General features: G+C 71.3%; 14 protein-coding genes. 6 read left to right on the plus strand and 8 right to left on the minus strand.

Going from position 1 to position 18,837, the window contains the following annotated elements:
- Positions 1-62: 62 nt before the first annotated feature.
- From ACYVO6_RS36810 to ACYVO6_RS36820, 3 genes are all read right to left on the minus strand, one after another.
- On the minus strand, positions 63-1,427 hold the full coding sequence (locus tag ACYVO6_RS36810; RefSeq protein WP_461069044.1) for a phosphomannomutase/phosphoglucomutase: 1,365 nt from the start codon (positions 1,425-1,427) through the stop codon (positions 63-65).
- Between the two features lie 104 nt (positions 1,428-1,531).
- A complete protein-coding gene (locus tag ACYVO6_RS36815; RefSeq protein ID WP_461069046.1) occupies positions 1,532-3,148 on the minus strand; it encodes an L-lactate permease in 1,617 nt (538 codons plus the stop codon).
- 164 nt (positions 3,149-3,312) lie between these two features.
- On the minus strand, positions 3,313-3,684 hold the full coding sequence (locus ACYVO6_RS36820; RefSeq protein WP_033326683.1) for a DUF3499 domain-containing protein: 372 nt from the start codon (positions 3,682-3,684) through the stop codon (positions 3,313-3,315).
- A gap of 384 nt (positions 3,685-4,068) precedes the next feature.
- On the opposite strand from ACYVO6_RS36820, the gene ACYVO6_RS36825 reads away from it, so the two are divergent.
- Complete coding sequence (locus ACYVO6_RS36825; protein ID WP_461069070.1) at positions 4,069-4,530, plus strand: metallopeptidase family protein; 462 nt, start codon at positions 4,069-4,071, stop codon at positions 4,528-4,530.
- 147 nt (positions 4,531-4,677) lie between these two features.
- On the opposite strand, the gene ACYVO6_RS36830 is transcribed toward ACYVO6_RS36825, so the two are convergent.
- The 3 genes from ACYVO6_RS36830 to ACYVO6_RS36840 form a co-directional block, all read right to left on the minus strand.
- A complete protein-coding gene (locus tag ACYVO6_RS36830; protein ID WP_461069048.1) occupies positions 4,678-6,171 on the minus strand; it encodes a DUF5719 family protein in 1,494 nt (497 codons plus the stop codon).
- Positions 6,168-9,851, minus strand: a complete 3,684-nt coding sequence (locus ACYVO6_RS36835; RefSeq protein ID WP_461069050.1) for a glycosyltransferase family 2 protein — start codon at positions 9,849-9,851, stop codon at positions 6,168-6,170. Before ACYVO6_RS36835 ends, ACYVO6_RS36830 begins: the two co-directional genes overlap by 4 nt.
- Before the next feature lie 206 nt (positions 9,852-10,057).
- Positions 10,058-10,321 (minus strand): WhiB family transcriptional regulator, encoded by a 264-nt coding sequence (locus tag ACYVO6_RS36840; RefSeq protein WP_461069052.1) that lies wholly within the window; start codon positions 10,319-10,321, stop codon positions 10,058-10,060.
- A gap of 698 nt (positions 10,322-11,019) precedes the next feature.
- On the opposite strand from ACYVO6_RS36840, the gene ACYVO6_RS36845 reads away from it, so the two are divergent.
- From ACYVO6_RS36845 to ACYVO6_RS36860, 4 genes are all read left to right on the plus strand, one after another.
- Positions 11,020-11,532, plus strand: coding sequence for a cysteine dioxygenase (locus tag ACYVO6_RS36845; protein WP_461069054.1), 513 nt, complete (start codon positions 11,020-11,022; stop codon positions 11,530-11,532).
- 47 nt (positions 11,533-11,579) lie between these two features.
- Positions 11,580-12,539 (plus strand): 2-phospho-L-lactate transferase, encoded by a 960-nt coding sequence (cofD, locus tag ACYVO6_RS36850; RefSeq protein WP_461069056.1) that lies wholly within the window; start codon positions 11,580-11,582, stop codon positions 12,537-12,539.
- A 35-nt stretch (positions 12,540-12,574) separates the two neighbouring features.
- Positions 12,575-13,921 carry a coenzyme F420-0:L-glutamate ligase gene (locus ACYVO6_RS36855; RefSeq protein WP_461069058.1) on the plus strand — a complete coding sequence of 449 codons (1,347 nt, stop codon included), beginning with the start codon at positions 12,575-12,577 and terminating at the stop codon, positions 13,919-13,921.
- A 68-nt stretch (positions 13,922-13,989) separates the two neighbouring features.
- A complete protein-coding gene (locus tag ACYVO6_RS36860) occupies positions 13,990-14,988 on the plus strand; it encodes a DNA-3-methyladenine glycosylase family protein (protein ID WP_461069062.1) in 999 nt (332 codons plus the stop codon).
- 169 nt (positions 14,989-15,157) lie between these two features.
- Here the strand turns inward: ACYVO6_RS36860 and manB are convergent, their stop codons facing one another.
- Both manB and ACYVO6_RS36870 read right to left on the minus strand, forming a co-directional pair.
- Positions 15,158-16,240, minus strand: coding sequence for a mannose-1-phosphate guanylyltransferase (gene manB, locus ACYVO6_RS36865; RefSeq protein ID WP_461069064.1), 1,083 nt, complete (start codon positions 16,238-16,240; stop codon positions 15,158-15,160).
- Between the two features lie 120 nt (positions 16,241-16,360).
- Positions 16,361-17,740 carry a peptidoglycan recognition protein family protein gene (locus ACYVO6_RS36870; RefSeq protein ID WP_461069066.1) on the minus strand — a complete coding sequence of 460 codons (1,380 nt, stop codon included), beginning with the start codon at positions 17,738-17,740 and terminating at the stop codon, positions 16,361-16,363.
- Positions 17,741-17,869: 129 nt separating this feature from the next.
- On the opposite strand from ACYVO6_RS36870, the gene ACYVO6_RS36875 reads away from it, so the two are divergent.
- A complete protein-coding gene (locus ACYVO6_RS36875) occupies positions 17,870-18,625 on the plus strand; it encodes a TIGR03089 family protein (protein WP_461069068.1) in 756 nt (251 codons plus the stop codon).
- The last annotated feature ends 212 nt before the right edge of the window (positions 18,626-18,837 follow it).

Raw genomic sequence — 18,837 nt, forward strand, 5'->3', positions numbered from 1 at the left:
CGCCCGGCGATTGAGGAGCGGGAATCCGGCCGAAGGCCCCGCCTCGGACCGCAGGTAGGCGCTCAGCCTCTGATGATCGCCAGTGCCTCGTCCCGGATCTTCGTCATCGTTGCCTCGTCGCGGGCCTCTGCGTTCAGGCGGAGGAGGGGTTCTGTGTTGGAGGCGCGGACGTTGAACCACCAGTCGGCGGAGGTGATCGTCAGGCCGTCGAGTTCGTCGAGGGTGACGCCCTCGCGGGCCTCGTACGCGGCCTTGATCGCGGCGAGGCGGGCGGTCTGGTCGTCGACCGTGGAGTTGATCTCGCCGGAGGCGGCGTAGCGGTCGTACTGGGCGACCAGGCCCGACAGCGGGCCCTCCTGGCCGCCGAGGGCCGCGAGGACGTGGAGGGCGGCGAGCATGCCCGTGTCGGCGTTCCAGAAGTCGGCGAAGTAGTAGTGCGCGGAGTGCTCGCCGCCGAAGATGGCGCCGGACTTGGCCATCTCGGCCTTGATGAAGGAGTGGCCCACGCGTGTGCGTACCGGCGTGCCGCCGTTCTCCCGGACTACCTCCGGCACCGACCATGACGTGATCAGGTTGTGGATGACGGTGCCCTTGCCGCCGTGCTTGGCCAGCTCGCGGGAAGCGACCAGAGCGGTGATCGCGGACGGCGAGATGGGGCCGCCGTTCTCGTCGACCACGAAGCAGCGGTCGGCGTCGCCGTCGAAGGCGATGCCGAGGTCGGCGTCCTCTTCGCGTACGCGCTTCTGGAGGTCGACGATGTTCGCCGGGTCCAGCGGGTTGGCCTCGTGGTTCGGGAACGTGCCGTCCAGCTCGAAGTACATCGGGACGAGGGTGAGGGGCAGGCCGGCGAAGACCGTGGGGACCGTGTGGCCGCCCATGCCGTTGCCCGCGTCGACCACGACCTTCAGGGGGCGGATGGAGGTCAGGTCGACCAGGGAGCGGAGGTGCGCCGCGTAGTCCTCCAACGTGTCGCGCTGCGTGATCGTTCCCGCCGTGGCCGCAGGCTCCAGGGCCTTCGAGTCCGCCCAGCCCTCGACCAGTTCGCGGATCTCGGCGAGGCCCGTGTCCTGGCCGACCGGGGCCGCGCCCGCCCGGCACATCTTGATGCCGTTGTATTGCGCGGGGTTGTGCGAGGCCGTGAACATCGCGCCCGGCAGGTCCAGCGCACCCGACGCGTAGTACAGCTGGTCCGTCGAGCACAGTCCGATCTCGGTCACATCGACGCCGCGCGCCGCCGCTCCGCGCGCGAAGGTCCGCGACAGGCCGGGCGACGAGGGCCGCATATCGTGCCCGACCACGATCGCGCTCGCGCCCGTCACCTGTGCGAAGGCCGCGCCGAACAGCTCAGCCAGCGGCTCGTCCCACTGATCCGGGACCACCCCGCGTACGTCATACGCCTTCACGATCTGCGACAGATCAGCAGCCACGGCCAACCCTCCTGGATTCCCCATCGGTGCCCCCAAACTACCCGCCCGGACCGACACTGGACCGGTCGGTCTCCGAGAGATCGCACCGGGACTTGCGCCAGGACTTACGGAAGCATCCACTCCAGAACGACGGAACTCTGTCCGACCACGATCAGGCACATGACCAGCAGCAGCCCGATGCTCCATGGCAGCACCTTGCGCAGCAGGTCCCCTTCGCGGCCCGCGAGGCCGACGGCCGCGCACGCGATGGTCAGGTTCTGCGGCGAGATCATCTTCCCCAGGACACCGCCCGAGCTGTTGGCGGCCGCGAGGAGCTCCGGCGAGAGCCCGGACTCCCGTGCCGCGGTGACCTGTAGAGCACCGAAGAGTGCGTTGGCCGAGGTGTCCGACCCGGAGACCGCCACACCGAACCACCCCAGAACCGGCGACAGGAAGGCGAGCCCCGCGCCCGCCGCCGCCACGAAGTAGCCGATCGTGGCGGCCTGCCCGGAGAGGTTCATGACGTACGCGAGCGCCAGGACGGACGTCACGGTGAGGATCGCGAACCTCAACTCGTGGACGGTGGCCGCCCATTCCTTGACGGCCACGCGCGCGTGCACCCCGAGAACGACCGCCGTGCCCACTCCGGCGAGCAGCACGAGCGTGCCGCCGGTCGAGACGATCGGCCACGAGAAGACATTGCCGCTGACGGGCTCCCCGTCCGGGTTCGCGACATTCAGGAACGGCCAGTCGAAGGTGCGGGTCGCCTTCGCCAAGAAGTCCTTCACCGCCGGGATCTGGGCCACGGAGAAGATCGCGACGATCAGGGCGTACGGAGCGTAGGCCCGCACCACCTCGGGGCGCGGGTCCTCCTCGTCCAGGTCCTCACTGCGTACGCCGGTCAGGACAGCCGCTCGTACGGGTTCGGCGGCGGGCCTGCGCGCTTGGGGCACCGCCATCAGGGCGCCCGCTCCGGCCAGGGCGGCGCCGATGTCGGCGAGTTGGGCGGAGAGGTAGTTGGAGGCGGCGAACTGGGCCACGGCGAAGGCCACTCCGCACGCCATGGCGGGCACCCAGGTCTCGCGCAGTCCGCGCCGCCCGTCCACCAGGCCGACGAGGACGAGCGGCACCACGAGGGCCAGCAGCGGGGTCTGACGGCCCACCACGGAGGCCACCGAGTCCAGGGGCAGTCCGGTGACCTGGGCCAGCGTCACGACCGGCGTGCCCATCGCGCCGAAGGCGACGGGCGCGGTGTTGGCGACCAGCGCGACCACCGCCGCGCGGACGGGTTCGAAGCCGAGCGCGACGAGCATCACCGAGCAGATCGCGACGGGCGCTCCGAAGCCCGCGAGGGCCTCCAGGAGGGCGCCGAAGCAGAACGCGACGACGAGCGCCTGGATGCGCGGGTCGTCGGAGAGCCGCCCGAAGGAGCGGCGCAGGATGTCGAAGTGCCGGGTGCGGACGGTCATCCGGTACACCCACAGGGCGTTGACGACGATCCACAGGATGGGGAAGAGGCCGAAGACGGCGCCCTGTGCGGCGCTGGAGAGCGTCTGGCCGAGGGGCATGCCGTACGCGAGCCAGGCGACCAGGGCCGCCGCCGCGAGGCCGATGAGTCCGGCCAGGTGCGCCTTCATGCGGACGCCGCCGAGCAGGACCAGGACGATGACAAGGGGCAGGGCCGCGACTAACGCGGACAGGCCGAGCGAGTCGGCCACGGGCTCCAGTTCCTGGATGTACACAGAACCTCCCCGGATTCCGCAATGCGGAAAGTGATTTCTCACGGGCGAGGAAATGGTCGTGTCCGCGACAAGCACACGTCAATGCCCGTACAGCAGGGAGTGAAATGCGCACCGTAAGCGCACAGAGTGAAGTTCCCGTCAGAGACGGGCAGTTGAAAAGGAGGTCAGGAGTCCGGCGAGCGCAGTACCCGCAGGTGGCCGCGGCGTGCGACCTCCATCGGGTCCGCACCGCGTGCTCCGCCGGCCTGCGCAGCGCGCTCCTGGGGCCGGGCCGCCTCACGCACCGCGTTGGCGAGCGCCTCCAGATCGTCGCCGCTGGGGCGGGAGGGAGCGGAGCCGTGGGCGAGCCGGACGACCTCCCAGCCGCGCGGGGCGGTGAGGCGCTCGGAGTGCTCGGCGCACAGGTCGTAGCAGTGGGGTTCGGCGTAGGTGGCGAGCGGGCCGAGGACCGCGGTCGAGTCGGCGTAGACGTACGTCAGCGTCGCGACGGCGGGGCGGCCGCAAGCGGTGCGCGAACAGCGACGTACAGGGCTCACGACGTTGGACGGTACCGCACTCTTGAGCGGGCCGCGACGGATCTTCCCCAGGTCACCCCACCGTGTCGCCCTGTGACACCGGCCACACGAAAGTCCGCACGAGTCCGGCTGACCTGCGTGTACGCCCCCTGCCGAAATACCGGACAGCTCGGACCCGATCACTACTTGGTGCAAACCCTGTCAACTACCGCGAGTTCGACGGTTCGTAGAGATACGGAAACGAGCCCAAGCTTGGCTGGAATGGTCATCAAGCGACATGCCCCGTGGCTGCCGCGCGCGCGTGACGGGACCCGTCCGTGGAGGTCGGACAGCCACGCGGCAGGGGTTGGGCAGCCGCGTGGAGGCCGGGCACCCCGACCGTACGAGGACTACGCTTCGTCAGTGATGGACAACCCCGTACCCCCCGTACCGCCCCGCGCCGCCGACCCCAGGCCCCGCCGCCGTGACCGCCACGGCCGGGGGATGCGCGGACCCGTCGCGCCGCCCCAGGTGCCGCTCGCCGCGAGCCGTGCCGAGGTGTTCGCGGATCTGGTGCAGGACTCCGTGGAGCGGCTGGAGCGGCGCTGGCCGCAGCTCGCCGACATCGAGTTCGTGGTGCTGGAGGTGCCGCGCCTCGAACCGGGGCGGGGCGAGGGCTGGGGCGACGAGGCGGTACCCCTGGGCGGCACGATCGCGGCGCACGACGGCCGGCCAGGCCGCGTCGTCGTCTACCGCCGGCCGGTCGAGATCCGCACCAAGGGACGCGACGAGCGGGCGGCCCTGGTCCACGAGGTCGTGGTGGAGCAGGTCGCCGAGCTGCTGGGGCTGACTCCGGAGACGGTGGATCCCCGGTACGACGAGGACTGACATCCATAGGGGCATCGCGCACAGGGACATCGCGTACGAGGCCACGCACACGTAGCGACCGACGATTCCGCACGCGCGCGTGGAGGACGAAAACGCCCGCACACGCGCGGACCCCTACTTCTACGACACCTGCTGCAACACGTACTTCTACTTCTGCAACACCGAGAGATCCTGCTCCGCGTCCGGCACCGCCACCATCCCCCGGTCGTCCGGCAGGGTCTGGACCGTGAACATCGGTATGCCGCCCTCGGGGATCTCCAGCGTCCGCGCGGCGTAGACGGGGCCTCCGGAGACGGGCTCGACGGTCAGCGCGTACGAGCCCTTGAGACCGCTGGGAACGGGCGCCTCGATGTCCTGGGTGGTACCGCCCTTGACCTTGTACGTCTTGCTCGCGGCCGTGCCGCCCTCGCTGCCTGCGGAGGCCGTGACCTTGACCTCGGCGGCTTCGCCGGGGGCGACCACGGAGAGCGTGGAGCCCTTGGAGCGGTTGTCGGCGACCGTCGCGCGCGTGCCCACCGGGCGGGTGGCCGGGATGAACGCCGTCTCCTGCTTGTCGCCCTTGCCCCGCACGACCCGCAGCCCGGCCACGACCGGCACGGCCTTCTCGGTCGGCGTCAGCACCAGGGAGCCCGCCTCGCCGCGCGTGAGGTCGCCGAGGTCGGCGGCGGCCGTCATTCCTGCCTTCACATGCAGCGTCTCGTTCCCGGCGGGCGTGATCAGCCCGGATGCCGAGGCCAGCCGCACCTTCAGGTCGGCGTCTATGTCGCCGGGCGCGAAGGCGACCAGACGAACGGACGTGGCGTCCTTGGGGATGCCCGGCAGGACGAGACTGTCGGCCGGGTCGGCGGAGGCGGCCAGCCAGTCGCCGCCGAGCTTGTCGTCGAGGGCCTGGACGGCGGCGGCGACCCGGCCGCTGCGGACCCTCACGTGCACCGTGAGGTCGCTCTGCGGCTCGTCGATCAGCGTGGACAGCAGCACCGGCTCCGTGGAGCGCGGCTGGACCTTGATGCCCTCCCCCGACGCCGACTTGAGGGTGCCGTCCTTGCCGTACAGCTCTATGTCGACGACGGCGGCGGAGTCGTCGGGGTTGGTGAGGTGCACGTAGTCGGTGCGCTCCTCGGCCGTGCTGGCGCCCGGGAACCAGAACTCGGTGTCCGGAGCGGTGCAGTTGGCGCCGAGCAGGCCGCGGCCGGTGCCCGCCGGGACCTCGGTGGTCTGCTGGACGGTCCAGCCGGGGGCGGCTCCGCCCTCGGCGGTGCCGATGAGCGCGGGCGCGTCGGCACCGGAGGCTTCGCCGGTGACCGGCTTGCCGGGCTCCTTCGGTGTCAGGACGGCCTTTTTGGCCTCCTCCTTGTCACCCTTTTCGGAGCCGTCTGCCGACTCCTCGCCCGCCGGGGCGAGTTCGGCCCTGCCGCTCGTGTCGGCGCCCTCCGTGACGGGCGTGTACGACGTGTACGCGGTCTCGGCGACGTCCGAGGCGCTGGGGCCAGGGCAGAGCAGGCTGGTGCGCTCCACGGGCATCTGCGTGGCCGTCTTCGCCGTGTCCCGGCCGGAGGCCTCCGGCTCGGTGACGGAGGCGAATCCGGCGACCGCGGCGAGCGCGGCCACGCCGACGATCAGGGACACGGTGGCGCGGTTCACTGCTGGCTCCCGTCGGGGCGCTCACGGTCGGTGCCGTGCGGCGGCGGCTGCTGTGGCTGCTGCGCAGGGTCGTACGGCGCTTCGTAGCCCTCGGCGTACGGCTGCGTCGGGTCGTAGGCCGGAGTCCCCGAGCCGTATGCGTACGGGTCGTACTGGCCTGCCTGGTACGGGTCCGCCTGGTACGGCTGCTGCTCATAGGTACCCGCCTGGTACTGCTGGGCGCCCTGGTACTGATCGCCGTACGTGCCGTACTCGGTGCCCTGGTACGCCGTCGTCTCCCACTCTCCGTAGGACTGCTGCTGCGGAATGGCGGCGGGGACCGGGGGCTCCTCCGGAGGAGGAGGCGGGGCGTCCGGCGTGAACTGCTCGTCCTGGGCTGCCTGTTCGGCCTCGGACTCGGCCTGGGCGCGCAGTCGGCGGGCCCTGCGGCCCTCGCCGGAGACCGGCTGGGAGGGAACGACCGGCTCCTCCGGAAGGTCGTCGTCCACGTCGCGGCGACGGCCGGGCAGGGCGAGCACCACGAGGACGACGGCGAGCGCACCCTGGGCCCACAGCCAGCCGGTGTGGAGCGCCGGCGGCTCGAAGGTGACGTCCAGTCGGCCGTCACCGGCGGGCAGTTCGAAGCCCTGCGCCCAGCCGTCGAGGGTGGTCCTGGTGAGCGGCTTGCCGTCGAAGGTGGCGGTCCAGCCCTCATCGGCGGTGTCGGCCAGGCGCAGCACGCGTCCTGCGGCGCCGGAGGGGATCGTGGTGTGCACCTCGACGGGTCCGGCGGCGATGGGCTGCGGCTCGCCGGACTCGGGGACGATGGCCGCACGGGAGACCTGCCGGTCCACGCGCCACAGGGCGCTGCCGTCCTGCTGGCTCAGCCGGGACAGTCCGGGCGTGGCGTCCAGGACGCGGCTGACCTCGCGGGGCGCTCCCTGGTGCACGAGCACGTAGCGCACGGCGAAGCCGCCGAGCTGGTCGGCCTGGTCGGCTCCGGAACCGGCCACGAGGTTGGCGACGACGGAGTCGAGCTTCTTGTTCTCGCCGTCCGCTGTGGCCAGTTCGGCGTCGCCGAGCCGGGCGCCGGAGCCGCGTACGAGCGTGTAGCCGACCCGGGCGGTCGAGTCGCTGTCGAGGACGAGGGTGCGGGCCTGGTCGCGGGTGCCGCTCTCCTCGGCGACGAACGCGGGCACCTGGACGGGGTCGCGCCGCTCCAGGGGCCCGTCGGCACCGCCGATCATCCACCCGGCGGCGACGAGCAGCGGTCCAGCGGCGGCGGCGAACGCGATGAGCGCGGCGACCGGCTGACGCCAGCCGAAGCTCTGCTCGGCCACCCGCGACCGTGCCCCGTCGGCGCCGAGCGCGGCGGCGGCGAGAAGGGCGAGACCGTAGACGAGCGTGGCGGGCCCGGCCCAGGTCGAACTGTTGGACAGGACGGCGAAAACGAGCCCTACAAGGGCGGCAGTCCAGGCCGTCCAGATTCCCAACTGACGCTGTGATCGCAGCAGGGCGGCCAGCGCGGCGCACACGATGCCGATGAGCATCAGCCCGCTGACGGTGCCGGGGCCGCCCGGGCTGCCGCCGAGCAGATCGAGCGCGGACGCCGACCCCTCACCGAACTCGAGACCGGCCTCCTTGAAGAAGCCGAAGGGCAGCAGGGACAGCGACCAGGGCGCCAGGACCAGCAGCGGAGTACCGAGCTGGGCCAGGAAACGGAGCCCGTAGGCGACGATCTCGCCCCGCCGCACGGCCAGCAGCACGAGGCCCAGCACCAGGGCGATGGGCCACACGATCGGCGTGAAGGCGGTGGCCAGGGTCAGCAGCAGCGCGTACGCCCAGGTGGCGCGCCAGCTGCCGCGCGCCGTCGTCGAGGCGAGGCCGCTCGCCGCGATGCCCGCGCGCGCGATGAGAGGCAGCAGGACGGCGAGCACGGCGGTGCCGATACGGCCGCCCGCGAGCGCTCCGGTGGCGGCGGGCAGAAAAGCGTACGCGATGGACGCCCAGGCCCGCAGCAGCCGCGACATGACGAGCGGCCGGGAGGCGAAGTACGCGGTGAAGCCGGCCAGCGGCACAGAGCCGACAAGGAGGACGGTGACCGCGAGCCCCGTGGAGCCGAACAGCACACTGGCGAGCAGCGCGACGAGCGCCAGATAGGGCGGCGCGGACTGGGTGCCACCGGCGCCGACGGGGTGCCAGCCGTCCAGGTAGCGCGACCAGAGCGCGGACGCGTCGGAGGGTGCGGGCAAGAGGGCGCCGCCCGCGAGCGCACCGCCGCCGATCAGTTCACGGCACGCGATGAGCGAGGCGAAGAGGAGCACTACGAAGAGCACAGGGCCGGGCTTGCGGGCGACGCGCTTGAGCCGGGCGAACTGCTCGACCTCCAGGAAGTCGGCATCGTCACCGCCGGGCCCGGACTCGACGGCGCCGCCGTGCCGACCGGCCGCGGTCAGCTCGGGATCGGAGCTGCCCACGAGATTGCCCGCGACCTGCTCGATGGTGGCCCGCACGGTAGCGCCCGGCGGCGGGAACAGCGCGCGCAGCTCCCCCTTGTCGATCTGCGGACGGCCGCGCCTGCGCCGCCCGGCGATGATCCGCTCGGGCCGCAGCAGCGTCCCCAGAAGACCCCTGATTTCGTCGACGGCCTGTCCGGGGACCTTGCCGACGAGATACGCGACCGTGCGCAGCAGCGTGCCGAGCACGAGCCGCAGCAGGACCCAGGGCAGCGCGGCGGTGCGGGAGTTGACGAGCAGCGTGTAGACGGCGCCCGCCTTGTCGACCTTGTGCGGGGAGGCGGACGTACGGCCCACACAGTCGACGGTGCGCCGCTCGCGGGAGGCCGCCTCGGCATGGCGTACGACAGCTTCGGGGGCGACGAGGACGCGGTGTCCCGCGGCCTGGGCGCGCCAGCACAGGTCGACGTCGTCACGCATCAGGGGCAGCCGCCGGTCGAAGCCGCCGAGCTGCTCGAAGACGTCGCGGCGGATCAGCATGCCTGCCGTGGACACGGACAGCACGGGCCGTACGTGGTCGTGCTGGCCCTGGTCCTGTTCGCGGCGGTCCAGGCCGGTCCAGCGGCGACCGCTGTTGGCGATGGTGACGCCGACCTCCAGGAGCTGCCGGCGGTCGTACCAGCCGCGGAGCTTGGGTCCGACGATCGCGACGTCCTTGCCGAGCTCCTGCTCGTTCTCGACGACCCGGAGGAGCTGGGCCAGGGTGTCGGGCTCGGGGGCGCAGTCGTCGTGCAGGAGCCACAGCCACTGGACGGGCTCGCCGTACGGCAGTTCCGGCATGTCGTACGCGTCGTCGCGCCAGGTGCGGGTCACCGGGTCCCAGCCGCTGGGCCGCTTCAGGTACGGCAGGTCGTCCGGAGTGAGCGCGCCGGCGGTGCGGGCGGCCTCGTCGACGGCCTGGCCGAAGCCGGTGCGCCGGGCGAGGTGCAGCACCCGGTCGGCGCCGAGCGTTTCGGTGACCAGCCGGGCGGAGTCGTCCGCGCTGCCGGTGTCGGCCGCCACGGCGTTCTGCACGGGGCGTTCCTGACCGAGCAGCCCGGCGAGGGCGTCGGGCAGCCAGCGGCCACCGTCGTGCGAGACGAGCACGGCGGTGACCACGTGCCGCGGAAACTCGGGAGGGCGGGACGGGTCGAACGCTGCAGCGGCAGCGGTGTACTGACCTGCCGTTTGGCTGTGCGCGGACATCGAGGTACGGGCCCCGGTTCGATGGACTGCGGTGGACGCCTGTGCCCCTCGGGGGCACTGGGGCGTCTCGGACGGAGGCCCACACTAACGGCTGGACAAGATCGCGGCCCGCCGCCTGTGGATAACCCACCTGCGCCGGGCCGTTCGTTACGTAGAGAGAGGCGTACGGAGAGCGTGTTCCATACGGAGAGCGCGTGCCGTTCGCTTCAGACGGCGGCCTTCTTCAGGCGGCGCCGTTCACGCTCGGACAGACCGCCCCAGATGCCGAAGCGCTCGTCATTGGCGAGGGCGTACTCGAGGCACTCGGAGCGGACCTCGCAGGAGAGGCAGACCTTCTTGGCCTCGCGGGTGGAGCCGCCCTTCTCAGGAAAAAAGGACTCGGGGTCGGTCTGCGCGCAAAGCGCCCGCTCCTGCCAACCGAGCTCCTCGTCGGCCTCGTCGACCAGCAGTTCCTGAAACAGCTCGGTCATATGCGCCCCTCGTCCGTCTCGCGTCCCCGTGATGCTGCCGTTACCGATTCCGGCTGAACGACACGAGTGAAATTACAAGTGTGCTGCTCCGGGCGAGTCAAGCCGAGATCTGCTATTGGGTCCCTTATTCACTCTGCGGAACCAAGGCCATGCGGAAAGTGTTCAAATCGGCATAAACCCTGACAGCAGGAAGAGGCCCGGCTGGGACTGCCATCCCGCACAGGACCTGTACAGGGAGGGACGCCCAGGAGTTCGATCTCGTTCCGCCCGACACTCGAAGCGAGCCGGATCACATTCCGATCACAGGATCGCAACGAGGTTTGTGCGCCCGGTTGCTGCGCCATGTGTCCCAGCGAACCACAGAACAAACCTCCCATCTCCCAGAGGAACCGGATGAGGTGAAACATCTCCTGCATAGCGGACACCAAGTTGACAGCGAAGGTGTGAGCCGCTGTCCTTGTGGGCATGCTCGCGAACTTGGCGCTCACCTCGACCCGCACCGCCGGGTCCCTCGGTGCTGCCCGTGCTCGCTGTAGCTGTCGCTGTTGTTGTCGCAGCTGTTGAGCCTTTCTCAGCGCTCCTGCTGCCGCCAGGTCCACCAGTACCTGGCCGCTGGTCCCTTCCGCCCGTAAATCAGGGCGCCTCCAGATCTCCAGCACAGGCCTTCCGCCTCTTCAGCCGAGGAACCACCGCACTCCATGAACAGCGACAGCGACCTCCAGATCGCCGGCGACATCCTTGAAGTCCCGCACCTCCTTCAGCCACCGCGCGAGCATCCGGCCACCGTGGCCGAGTTCGTCGGGCTGGCCCGCTCCATCGCCGCCGATCGCTCCCAGTGGGAGCACCTCGTCCAATACGACGCGACGTCCCGGTGGTACCACCGGCTGCGCACCGGCCCCGGTTACGAGGTGTGGCTGCTCTCCTGGGTGCCCGGGCAGGGCAGCGGGCTGCACGACCACGGCCGCTCCTCCGGCGTGTTCACCGTGCTGGAGGGCGCACTGACCGAGCGCACGGAGCGCGGCACGCGCGCATTGGCGGTCGGTACCCAACAGGTGTTCGCGCCGGGGTACGTCCACGAAGTGGTCAACGACTCGCTCGAACCGGCCATAAGCCTGCACGTCTACTACCCCGGGCTGACCGAGATGCCGATGCACGCCATGCGCTGCGCCGCGTCGCGTCCGTACGAGCACGGGAATGTCGTCACCGCCTGAAGCGACCGCCTGACGCGTTGTCCTACCCGCCTGCAAGACTAAGTCTCATGCGCATTGTGGTTCTGGCAGGCGGCATCGGCGGTGCCCGGTTTCTGCGTGGTCTCAGGCAGGCGGTGCCGGACGCCGAGGTCACCGTCATCGGGAACACCGGGGACGACATCCATCTCTTCGGGCTGAAGGTTTGCCCGGACCTCGACACGGTGATGTACACGCTCGGCGGCGGCATCAACGAAGAGCAGGGCTGGGGGCGAGCCGACGAGACCTTCCACCTCAAGGAGGAGCTCGCGGCGTACGGCGTGGGGCCCGAGTGGTTCGGGCTCGGTGACCGGGACTTCGCGACGCACATCGTCCGTACGCAGATGCTGGGCGCCGGCTATCCGCTCAGCGCCGTGACGGAGGCGCTGTGCGACCGGTGGAAGCCGGGAGTTCGGCTGATCCCCATGTCCGACGACCGAGTCGAGACGCATGTGGCCGTCGAGATGGACGGCGAGCGCAAGGCCATTCACTTCCAGGAGTACTGGGTGCGGCTGCGGGCTTCCGTCGACGCGCACGCGGTGGTGCCCGTCGGCGCGGATCAGGCGAAGCCGGCGCCCGGGGTACTGGAGGCGATCGCCTCGGCCGACGTGGTGATCTTCCCGCCGTCCAATCCCGTCGTGTCCGTGGGCACGATCCTCGCCGTGCCCGGCATCCGGGAGGCAATCGCCGAGGCCGGGGTGCCCGTGGTCGGCCTCTCCCCCATCGTCGGGGACGCTCCCGTGCGCGGCATGGCCGACAAGGTCCTCGCGGCCATCGGCGTGGAGTCCACGGCCGCCGCGGTCGCCGAGCACTACGGCTCGGGGCTCCTCGACGGCTGGCTCGTCGACACGGTCGACGCCTCCGCCGTGGACCGCGTGGAGTCCGCCGGCATCCGCTGCCGTGCCGTACCCCTCCTGATGACCGACCTGGCCGCGGCGACCCGGATGGCCCGCGAGGCGCTGGCGTTGGCGGAGGAGGTGGGGGGCGCTTGAGCGGCGGGGGTGCTTCGAGGCCGGATGGGCGGGAGTTGGCTGCTTCCGGGGCCGCGACCGAGGAAGGTCTGGCGCGTGCGGTGCCCGGTTATCGGGTCTGGGCGCTTCCCGGGCTGCCCGAGATTCGTGAGGGGGACGATCTCGCGAAGTTGATCGCTGCTGCCGAGCCCGGGCTGCTCGACGGGGACGTACTGCTCGTCACCTCGAAGATCGTGTCCAAGGCTGAGGGGCGGGTCGTCGAGGCCGTTGACCGGGAAGCCGCCATTGATGCCGAGACCGTGCGGGTGGTGGCGCGGCGGGGGGCCTTGCGGATCGTCGAGAACCGGCAGGGGCTCGTGATGGCCGCGGCCGGGGTCGACGCCTCCAACACACCTGCGGGGACCGTGTTGTTGCTGCCCGAGGACCCCGACGCCTCCGCGCGGGCGATACGGGACGGAGTGCGGGACACACTGGGCGTCGACGTCGGGGTACTCGTCACGGACACGTTCGGGCGGCCGTGGCGTACGGGGCTCACCGATGTCGCCATCGGTGCCGCCGGTGTCCGGGTGCTCGACGATCTCCGGGGCGGCTCCGACGCGTACGGGAATCCGCTCAGCGCCACCGTCGTCGCCACGGCCGACGAACTCGCCGCCGCGGGCGACCTGGTCAAGGGCAAGGCCGAAGGGCTGCCCGTCGCCGTCGTGCGCGGGCTGCCCCACACGGTCACCACAGGCACGGATGAAGAGGAGGGGGCGCGGGCCATGGTGCGCGGTGCGCGCGACGACATGTTCCGGCTGGGCACCTCCGAGGCCGTACGGGAGGCCGTCACCCAGCGGCGTACCGTACGGGCCTTCACCGACGAGCCCGTCGATCCGGGGGCCGTACGCCGTGCGGTGGCCGCCGCCGTGACCGCGCCGGCGCCGCATCACACGACGCCGTGGCGATTCGTCCTCCTGGAGTCGGAGGAGTCCCGTACGCGGCTTCTCGACGCCATGCGGGACGCCTGGATATCCGACCTGGAGCGGGACGGGAAGAGCGAGGAGTCCATCGCCAAGCGCGTACGGCGGGGGGATGTCCTGCGCAAGGCGCCGTATCTCGTCGTGCCCTGTCTCGTCATGGACGGCTCGCACACGTACGGCGACGCGCGTCGTGACGGGGCCGAGCGCGAGATGTTCGTGGTCGCCGCGGGCGCCGCCGTGCAGAACTTCCTCGTCGCGCTCGCCGGGGAGCGGCTGGGATCGGCGTGGGTGTCGTCGACGATGTTCTGCCGGGATGTCGTACGGGACGTTCTCGGGCTGCCTGAAGGGTGGGATCCGATGGGGGCCGTGGCCGTCGGGCACGCGGCGGAGGAGCCGAAGCCGCGGGCCGAGCGGGATGCGGGGTCCTTCATCGAGGTCCGCTGACGACTGAGCGCCTACTCTCGTAGGGCGCCTCAGCGCCCCGCGCTCCCGACACCCCTAGGACCCCACCCGTGGCCGGACGTTTCGACCCCCGACCCACGCGTACGACCGTACGCGGCGGGCATGTCGCCGCCGGGCGCGTGGCGCGGCAGGCCTCGGCGCCCGGGCGTACGCGTAGCTGGACGCCGCCGGGGCCGCTCGATCTGGGGCTCGTGCTCGGGCCGCTGCGGCGTGGGCCCGCCGATCCGACGTTCCGGGCGATGCCGGACGGGTCCGTGTGGCGGGCCAGCCGTACGCCCGCGGGGCCCGGAACCCTGCGGGTCTCGATGCGGGGCGGAGTGGCCGTGGGGGAAGCCTGGGGGCCGGGCGCCGACTGGCTGCTGGAGCAACTCCCTCGGATGCTCGGGGAGTTGGACGATCCCTCCGCCTTCGAGCCACGGCATCGGCTGGTGGCGCTCGCGCGGCATCGGCGGCCGGGGCTGCGGCTGACGCGTACGGGGCTGGTCATGGAGTCGTTGATTCCGTCGATTCTGGAGCAGAAGGTCACGACGCAAGAGGCGTACCGGGCCTGGCAGTTGCTCGTACGGAAGTACGGCGTGCCGGCGCCCGGACCCGCGCCCGGGCGCATGTACGTCATGCCGGAGCCGCGGACCTGGGCGTTGGTCCCCTCGTGGGAGTGGCATCGGGCCGGGGTCGACAACAAGCGGGCGTCGACGATTCTGCGGGCGGTTCGGGTGGCTCGGCGGTTGGAGGAAGCGGTGGGGTTCGAGCCGGTTGCCGCGCAGGCCCGGCTGGAGCTGGTGTCCGGGATCGGGCCCTGGACCTCGGCGGAGACCGTGCAGCGGAGTCATGGTTCGGCGGATTCGGTGACGGTCGGGGATCTGCATCTGCCGGGGATCGTGGGGTATGCGCTGGCGGGTGACCGGGATGCGGATGACTCCGTGATGTTGGAGCTGCTGGAGCCGTATGCGGGGCAGCGGCATCGTGCGGCTCGGCTCATTTTGCTGAGCGGCCGCACTCCGCCTCGGCGTCAGCCACGTATGCCCCGCGGGGATATTGGGCGGCTGTGACTGTCCCTGGGGCTTCGCCCCAGACCCCACCAGGGGCTCCGCCCCTGGACCCCGCTGGGGCTGCGCCCCAGACCCCCATCGGCCTGGCGGCCTCGTCCTCAAACGCCGGACAGGCTGATTGTGCCTGGACTGGGCGGGAAAGCGCGGGTGGATGGGGGCTGGGGGTGGGTCACTGATCCGACGAGAACCGCACCGCCCCCGCCGGCAATACCGCATCGCACCACACCCGTACGCCCTCCCTCAGTTCGTTGTCCGGGCCCACCGTTGCGCCGTCGCCCACCACCACTCCCGTGAGGATGGAGCGGGTGCCGACCTGGGCTCTGGCGCCGATCAGGGAGTCCGTGATGACAGCGCCCGGGTCCACCACCGCGCCCGCCAGAACCGTGGAGCCGGAGATCCGCGCGCCCGAGCCGATCACCGCGTCCTCGCCGATCACCGTGCCGCCGGTCAGCTTCGCGTCGGGGGCGACCGTTGCCGTCGGCAGGACGAGGCGGTCGCCGCAGCGGCCGGGGACTGCCGGGGAAGGGGCGCGGCCGAGGACGAGGTCCGCGGAGCCTCGTACGAAGGCGTGGGGGGTGCCGAGGTCCAGCCAGTAGGTCGAGTCGACCATGCCCTGGAGGTGGGCACCGGAGGACAGCAGGTCCGGGAACGTCTCGCGTTCCACCGAGACCGGGCGGCCGACGGGGATCGTGTCGATGACCGAGCGCCGGAAGACGTACGCCCCCGCGTTGATCTGGTCGGTGACGATCTCCTCGGGGGTCTGGGGCTTTTCGAGGAAGGCCTGTACGCGGCCCGAGGCGTCGGTCGGGACCAGGCCGTACGCCCTGGGGTCCGCGACACGCGTCAGGTGCAGGGAGACGTCCGCGCCGGAGGACTGGTGGGTGGCGACCAGGGCCGGTATGTCGAGGCCGGTGAGTATGTCCCCGTTGAAGATCAGGACGGGATCCTCGGGGGCGGAGCGAAGACGGGAGGCCACGTTCCGGATGGCGCCGCCCGTGCCGAGGGGCTCGGCCTCGGTGACGTACTCGATATGGAGCCCCAGCGACGAGCCGTCGCCGAAGTACGGCTCGAAGACCTCGGCCAGATAGGACGTGGCGAGCACTATGTGCTCGACCCCCGCCGCTCTGGCTCTCGCCAGTTGGTGCGTGAGGAACGGTACCCCGGCCGCCGGAACCATCGGCTTCGGCGTGTGCACCGTGAGCGGGCGCAGCCGTGTGCCCTTGCCGCCGACCAGGAGGATCGCTTCTGTCACCTGTCGTCTCTGCTTCCCTGTGGGGTCGGCCGAACTGTCTGTCGGCCGGCCAGTGTATGCAGACCGTTCGATGGCCGTGGGGAGCCTCTTGAGTGGCCGTGGGGAGCCGCAGCCCCGACCTCATCGGCCCTGGTAGTGGGCCGAACTGGTCCTGGCCTCGTGGAGCTTGGCGTACAGCCGGGCGCCCGGGCACTCGGTGGCGAAGCCGTCCCGGTGTCCGGAGATCACGTTCAGTCGTACATTCTTGCCTTTTCGGAAGAGATTGCCACCGCCCGACTTCAGATATGTCTTGCCCGCCGGATCCGCCCCGTGGAGGCCGAGCTTCCACGCCGTGAGCCGGGCGACGCCCTGCACCGCGGCGTCCGGCGGCTTCGTGTTGCTGAAGCTGCCGAGGACGGCGATCCCCGTGCTGTTGCCGTTGAAACCGCGAGTGTGTGCGCCCTTGACCGGCTTGGCCACGCCCCCGGCCCGCCCCTCGTAGATGTTTCCGCACTTGTCGACGAGGAAGTTGTACCCGATGTCACGCCAGCCACTGCTCTTGACGTGGTAGCGGTAGATACTGCGGATGACTGAACCAGCTTGCGAGCAGCGGTAGTTGTTGCCCGAGGCGCTGTGGTGCACGAAGGCGGCCCGGACGGACTTGGTGTAGCTGAAGTTCCGCTCGCGCAGGCCCTCGTCCGCGCCCCAGCCGCGGCGGGTGACGATGCGCGGACGCGGGCCGATGTACGGGTTCGTGGCCGCCCCCTTGCCCACACGGGTCGCGAGGAAGTCCTCCTGCGTCTGCTTGCGGGTCAGTTCCGGGATGACGGTGGCGCCGAGCGGTGCGAGGTCGGCGTTGGCGGCGGACGCTGCGGCGGACTCGGCGGTGAGCGAGCCGGCGTTCGGGGCTTTCAGTTGAGGGCCCGCGGGCGGGGGCTCGGCGCCGGGGTCGACGAGTTCGAGGCGCAGTCCGCCGGGCAGCGGTTGGCTTGTGGCGGTCCGTCCGTCCCCGGCGTGCGTCTTGGCCTGTACGCGCACCTCCACGCCGTCCGACTCCCCCACCCACAGCGGTGCCGTGGAGCCGCGTACCCGCTCGGAGGTGCCCTCGTCGGTGTCCGGGTCGGCCGCGTGCTCCAGGTTGTGCGTCTCGATGTCCTGCCAGGCGGACCACTTGGCGGTGTCGGCGGAGCGCGTACGGACCTGGACCCGGCCACGCAGTTCCGTGCCCGGGTCGTCCCAGACGACGCCGACCAGCGAGAAGCGGGGTACGTCGCGCCGGTGCAGCCCCTGCACGGAGGCGGGGCCGAGGGCGCGGTCGCCGGTGAGCGGGGCGAGCGCGAGCGACTGGGTGCTGCCGGGGACGGCCTGCGTTTCTGGGACGGCCGGCGCTTCCGGGGCCGCCCGTCTCTCGGCGGTCGCGGGTCTCGAGGTGCCGGTCAGAGCGTCGGAGGGGGACGTCAGCGGGAGGGCCAGGGCGGCCGCACACGTCACAGCGATCGAGGAAGCAAGGTATCCACGCATGCCCCTGATCGTGGACATACCCATACTTATCTGTCCATCCGGGACTTGACGGACCGTCGACCGGCACTCGCCCGAACCGGTGGCCCGGCCTCCCCCGCCCGGCCGAGGGCCCGCGTACGCTTTCCTCTCGTGACCGCCACCGACCGCACCCCTGCCGACCTGCTGCGATCCGCGCTCGCCGCGGACCCGGCACGCCCCCTCGTGACCTTCTACGACGACGCCACCGGCGAACGGGTCGAACTGTCCGTGGCCACCTTCGCCAATTGGGTGGCCAAGACCGCCAACCTCCTCCAGGACGAGCTGTCCGCCGAGCCCGGCGACCGGGTCGCACTGCTGCTGCCCGCGCACTGGCAGACCGCGGTGTGGCTGCTCGCCTGCTCCTCGGTGGGCGTGATCGCGGACGTCGGCGGCGACGCCGCTGCCGCCGACCATGTCGTCGCGGGGCCAGGCCGGTTCGAGGCCGGGCTCGCCTGCGCGGGCGACCGGATCGCGCTGTCCCTCGCGCCGCTGGGGCGCCGCTTTTCGGCTCCACCTGAGGGGTACGTCGACTACGCGGTGGAGGTGCCGAGCCAGGGTGACCGTTTCCAGCCGTACGCTCCCGTGGATCCGGAGGCGCCCGCGCTGATCGTGGCCGGGGCGGAATTCACGGGGGCGGAAGTTGTGGAGCGGGCGCGGGCCGATGCGTCGGGCTTCGGGCTTACGGGGCCCGGTTCGCGGCTGTTGTCGGGGCTCTCGTACGACACGTGGGAGGGGTTGAGCGCCGGGTTGTACGCGCCGCTTGCCACGGGGGCCTCCGTGGTTCTGTGCCGGCATCTGGATCAGCTGGGGGAGGATGCGGTGGCGAAGCGGATCGAGAGTGAACGGGTGACAGCAACTAGGCGGTAGACGCGGGACGTCCGGGGACTAAAGGTTGTTTGGCGGCTTTCCGTCCGTCGTGGCTGGTCGCGCAGTTCCCCGCGCCCCTAAAAACCTGCGCCTCCCCGCACCGCCGCGCAGAGAAACATCCCTAGGAACACGCAGGGAAGTATCCCCAGAAATCGCCCATCTGGCCCAGCCCCCACCCCCGCCCACGCGCCCCCCGCCCCCACCCGGTCCAT

It is taken from the genome of Streptomyces pseudoechinosporeus (genome assembly GCF_054783935.1).

Coding starts and splice junctions, on each gene's coding strand:
- ACYVO6_RS36870 (WP_461069066.1), bottom strand. CDS start 17,740: ATGCGTGGATACCTTGCTTCCTCGATCGCTGTGACGTGTGCGGCCGCC.
- cofD (WP_461069056.1), top strand. CDS start 11,580: ATGCGCATTGTGGTTCTGGCAGGCGGCATCGGCGGTGCCCGGTTTCTG.
- ACYVO6_RS36825 (WP_461069070.1), top strand. CDS start 4,069: ATGGACAACCCCGTACCCCCCGTACCGCCCCGCGCCGCCGACCCCAGG.
- ACYVO6_RS36845 (WP_461069054.1), top strand. CDS start 11,020: ATGAACAGCGACAGCGACCTCCAGATCGCCGGCGACATCCTTGAAGTC.
- ACYVO6_RS36835 (WP_461069050.1), bottom strand. CDS start 9,851: ATGTCCGCGCACAGCCAAACGGCAGGTCAGTACACCGCTGCCGCTGCA.
- ACYVO6_RS36840 (WP_461069052.1), bottom strand. CDS start 10,321: ATGACCGAGCTGTTTCAGGAACTGCTGGTCGACGAGGCCGACGAGGAG.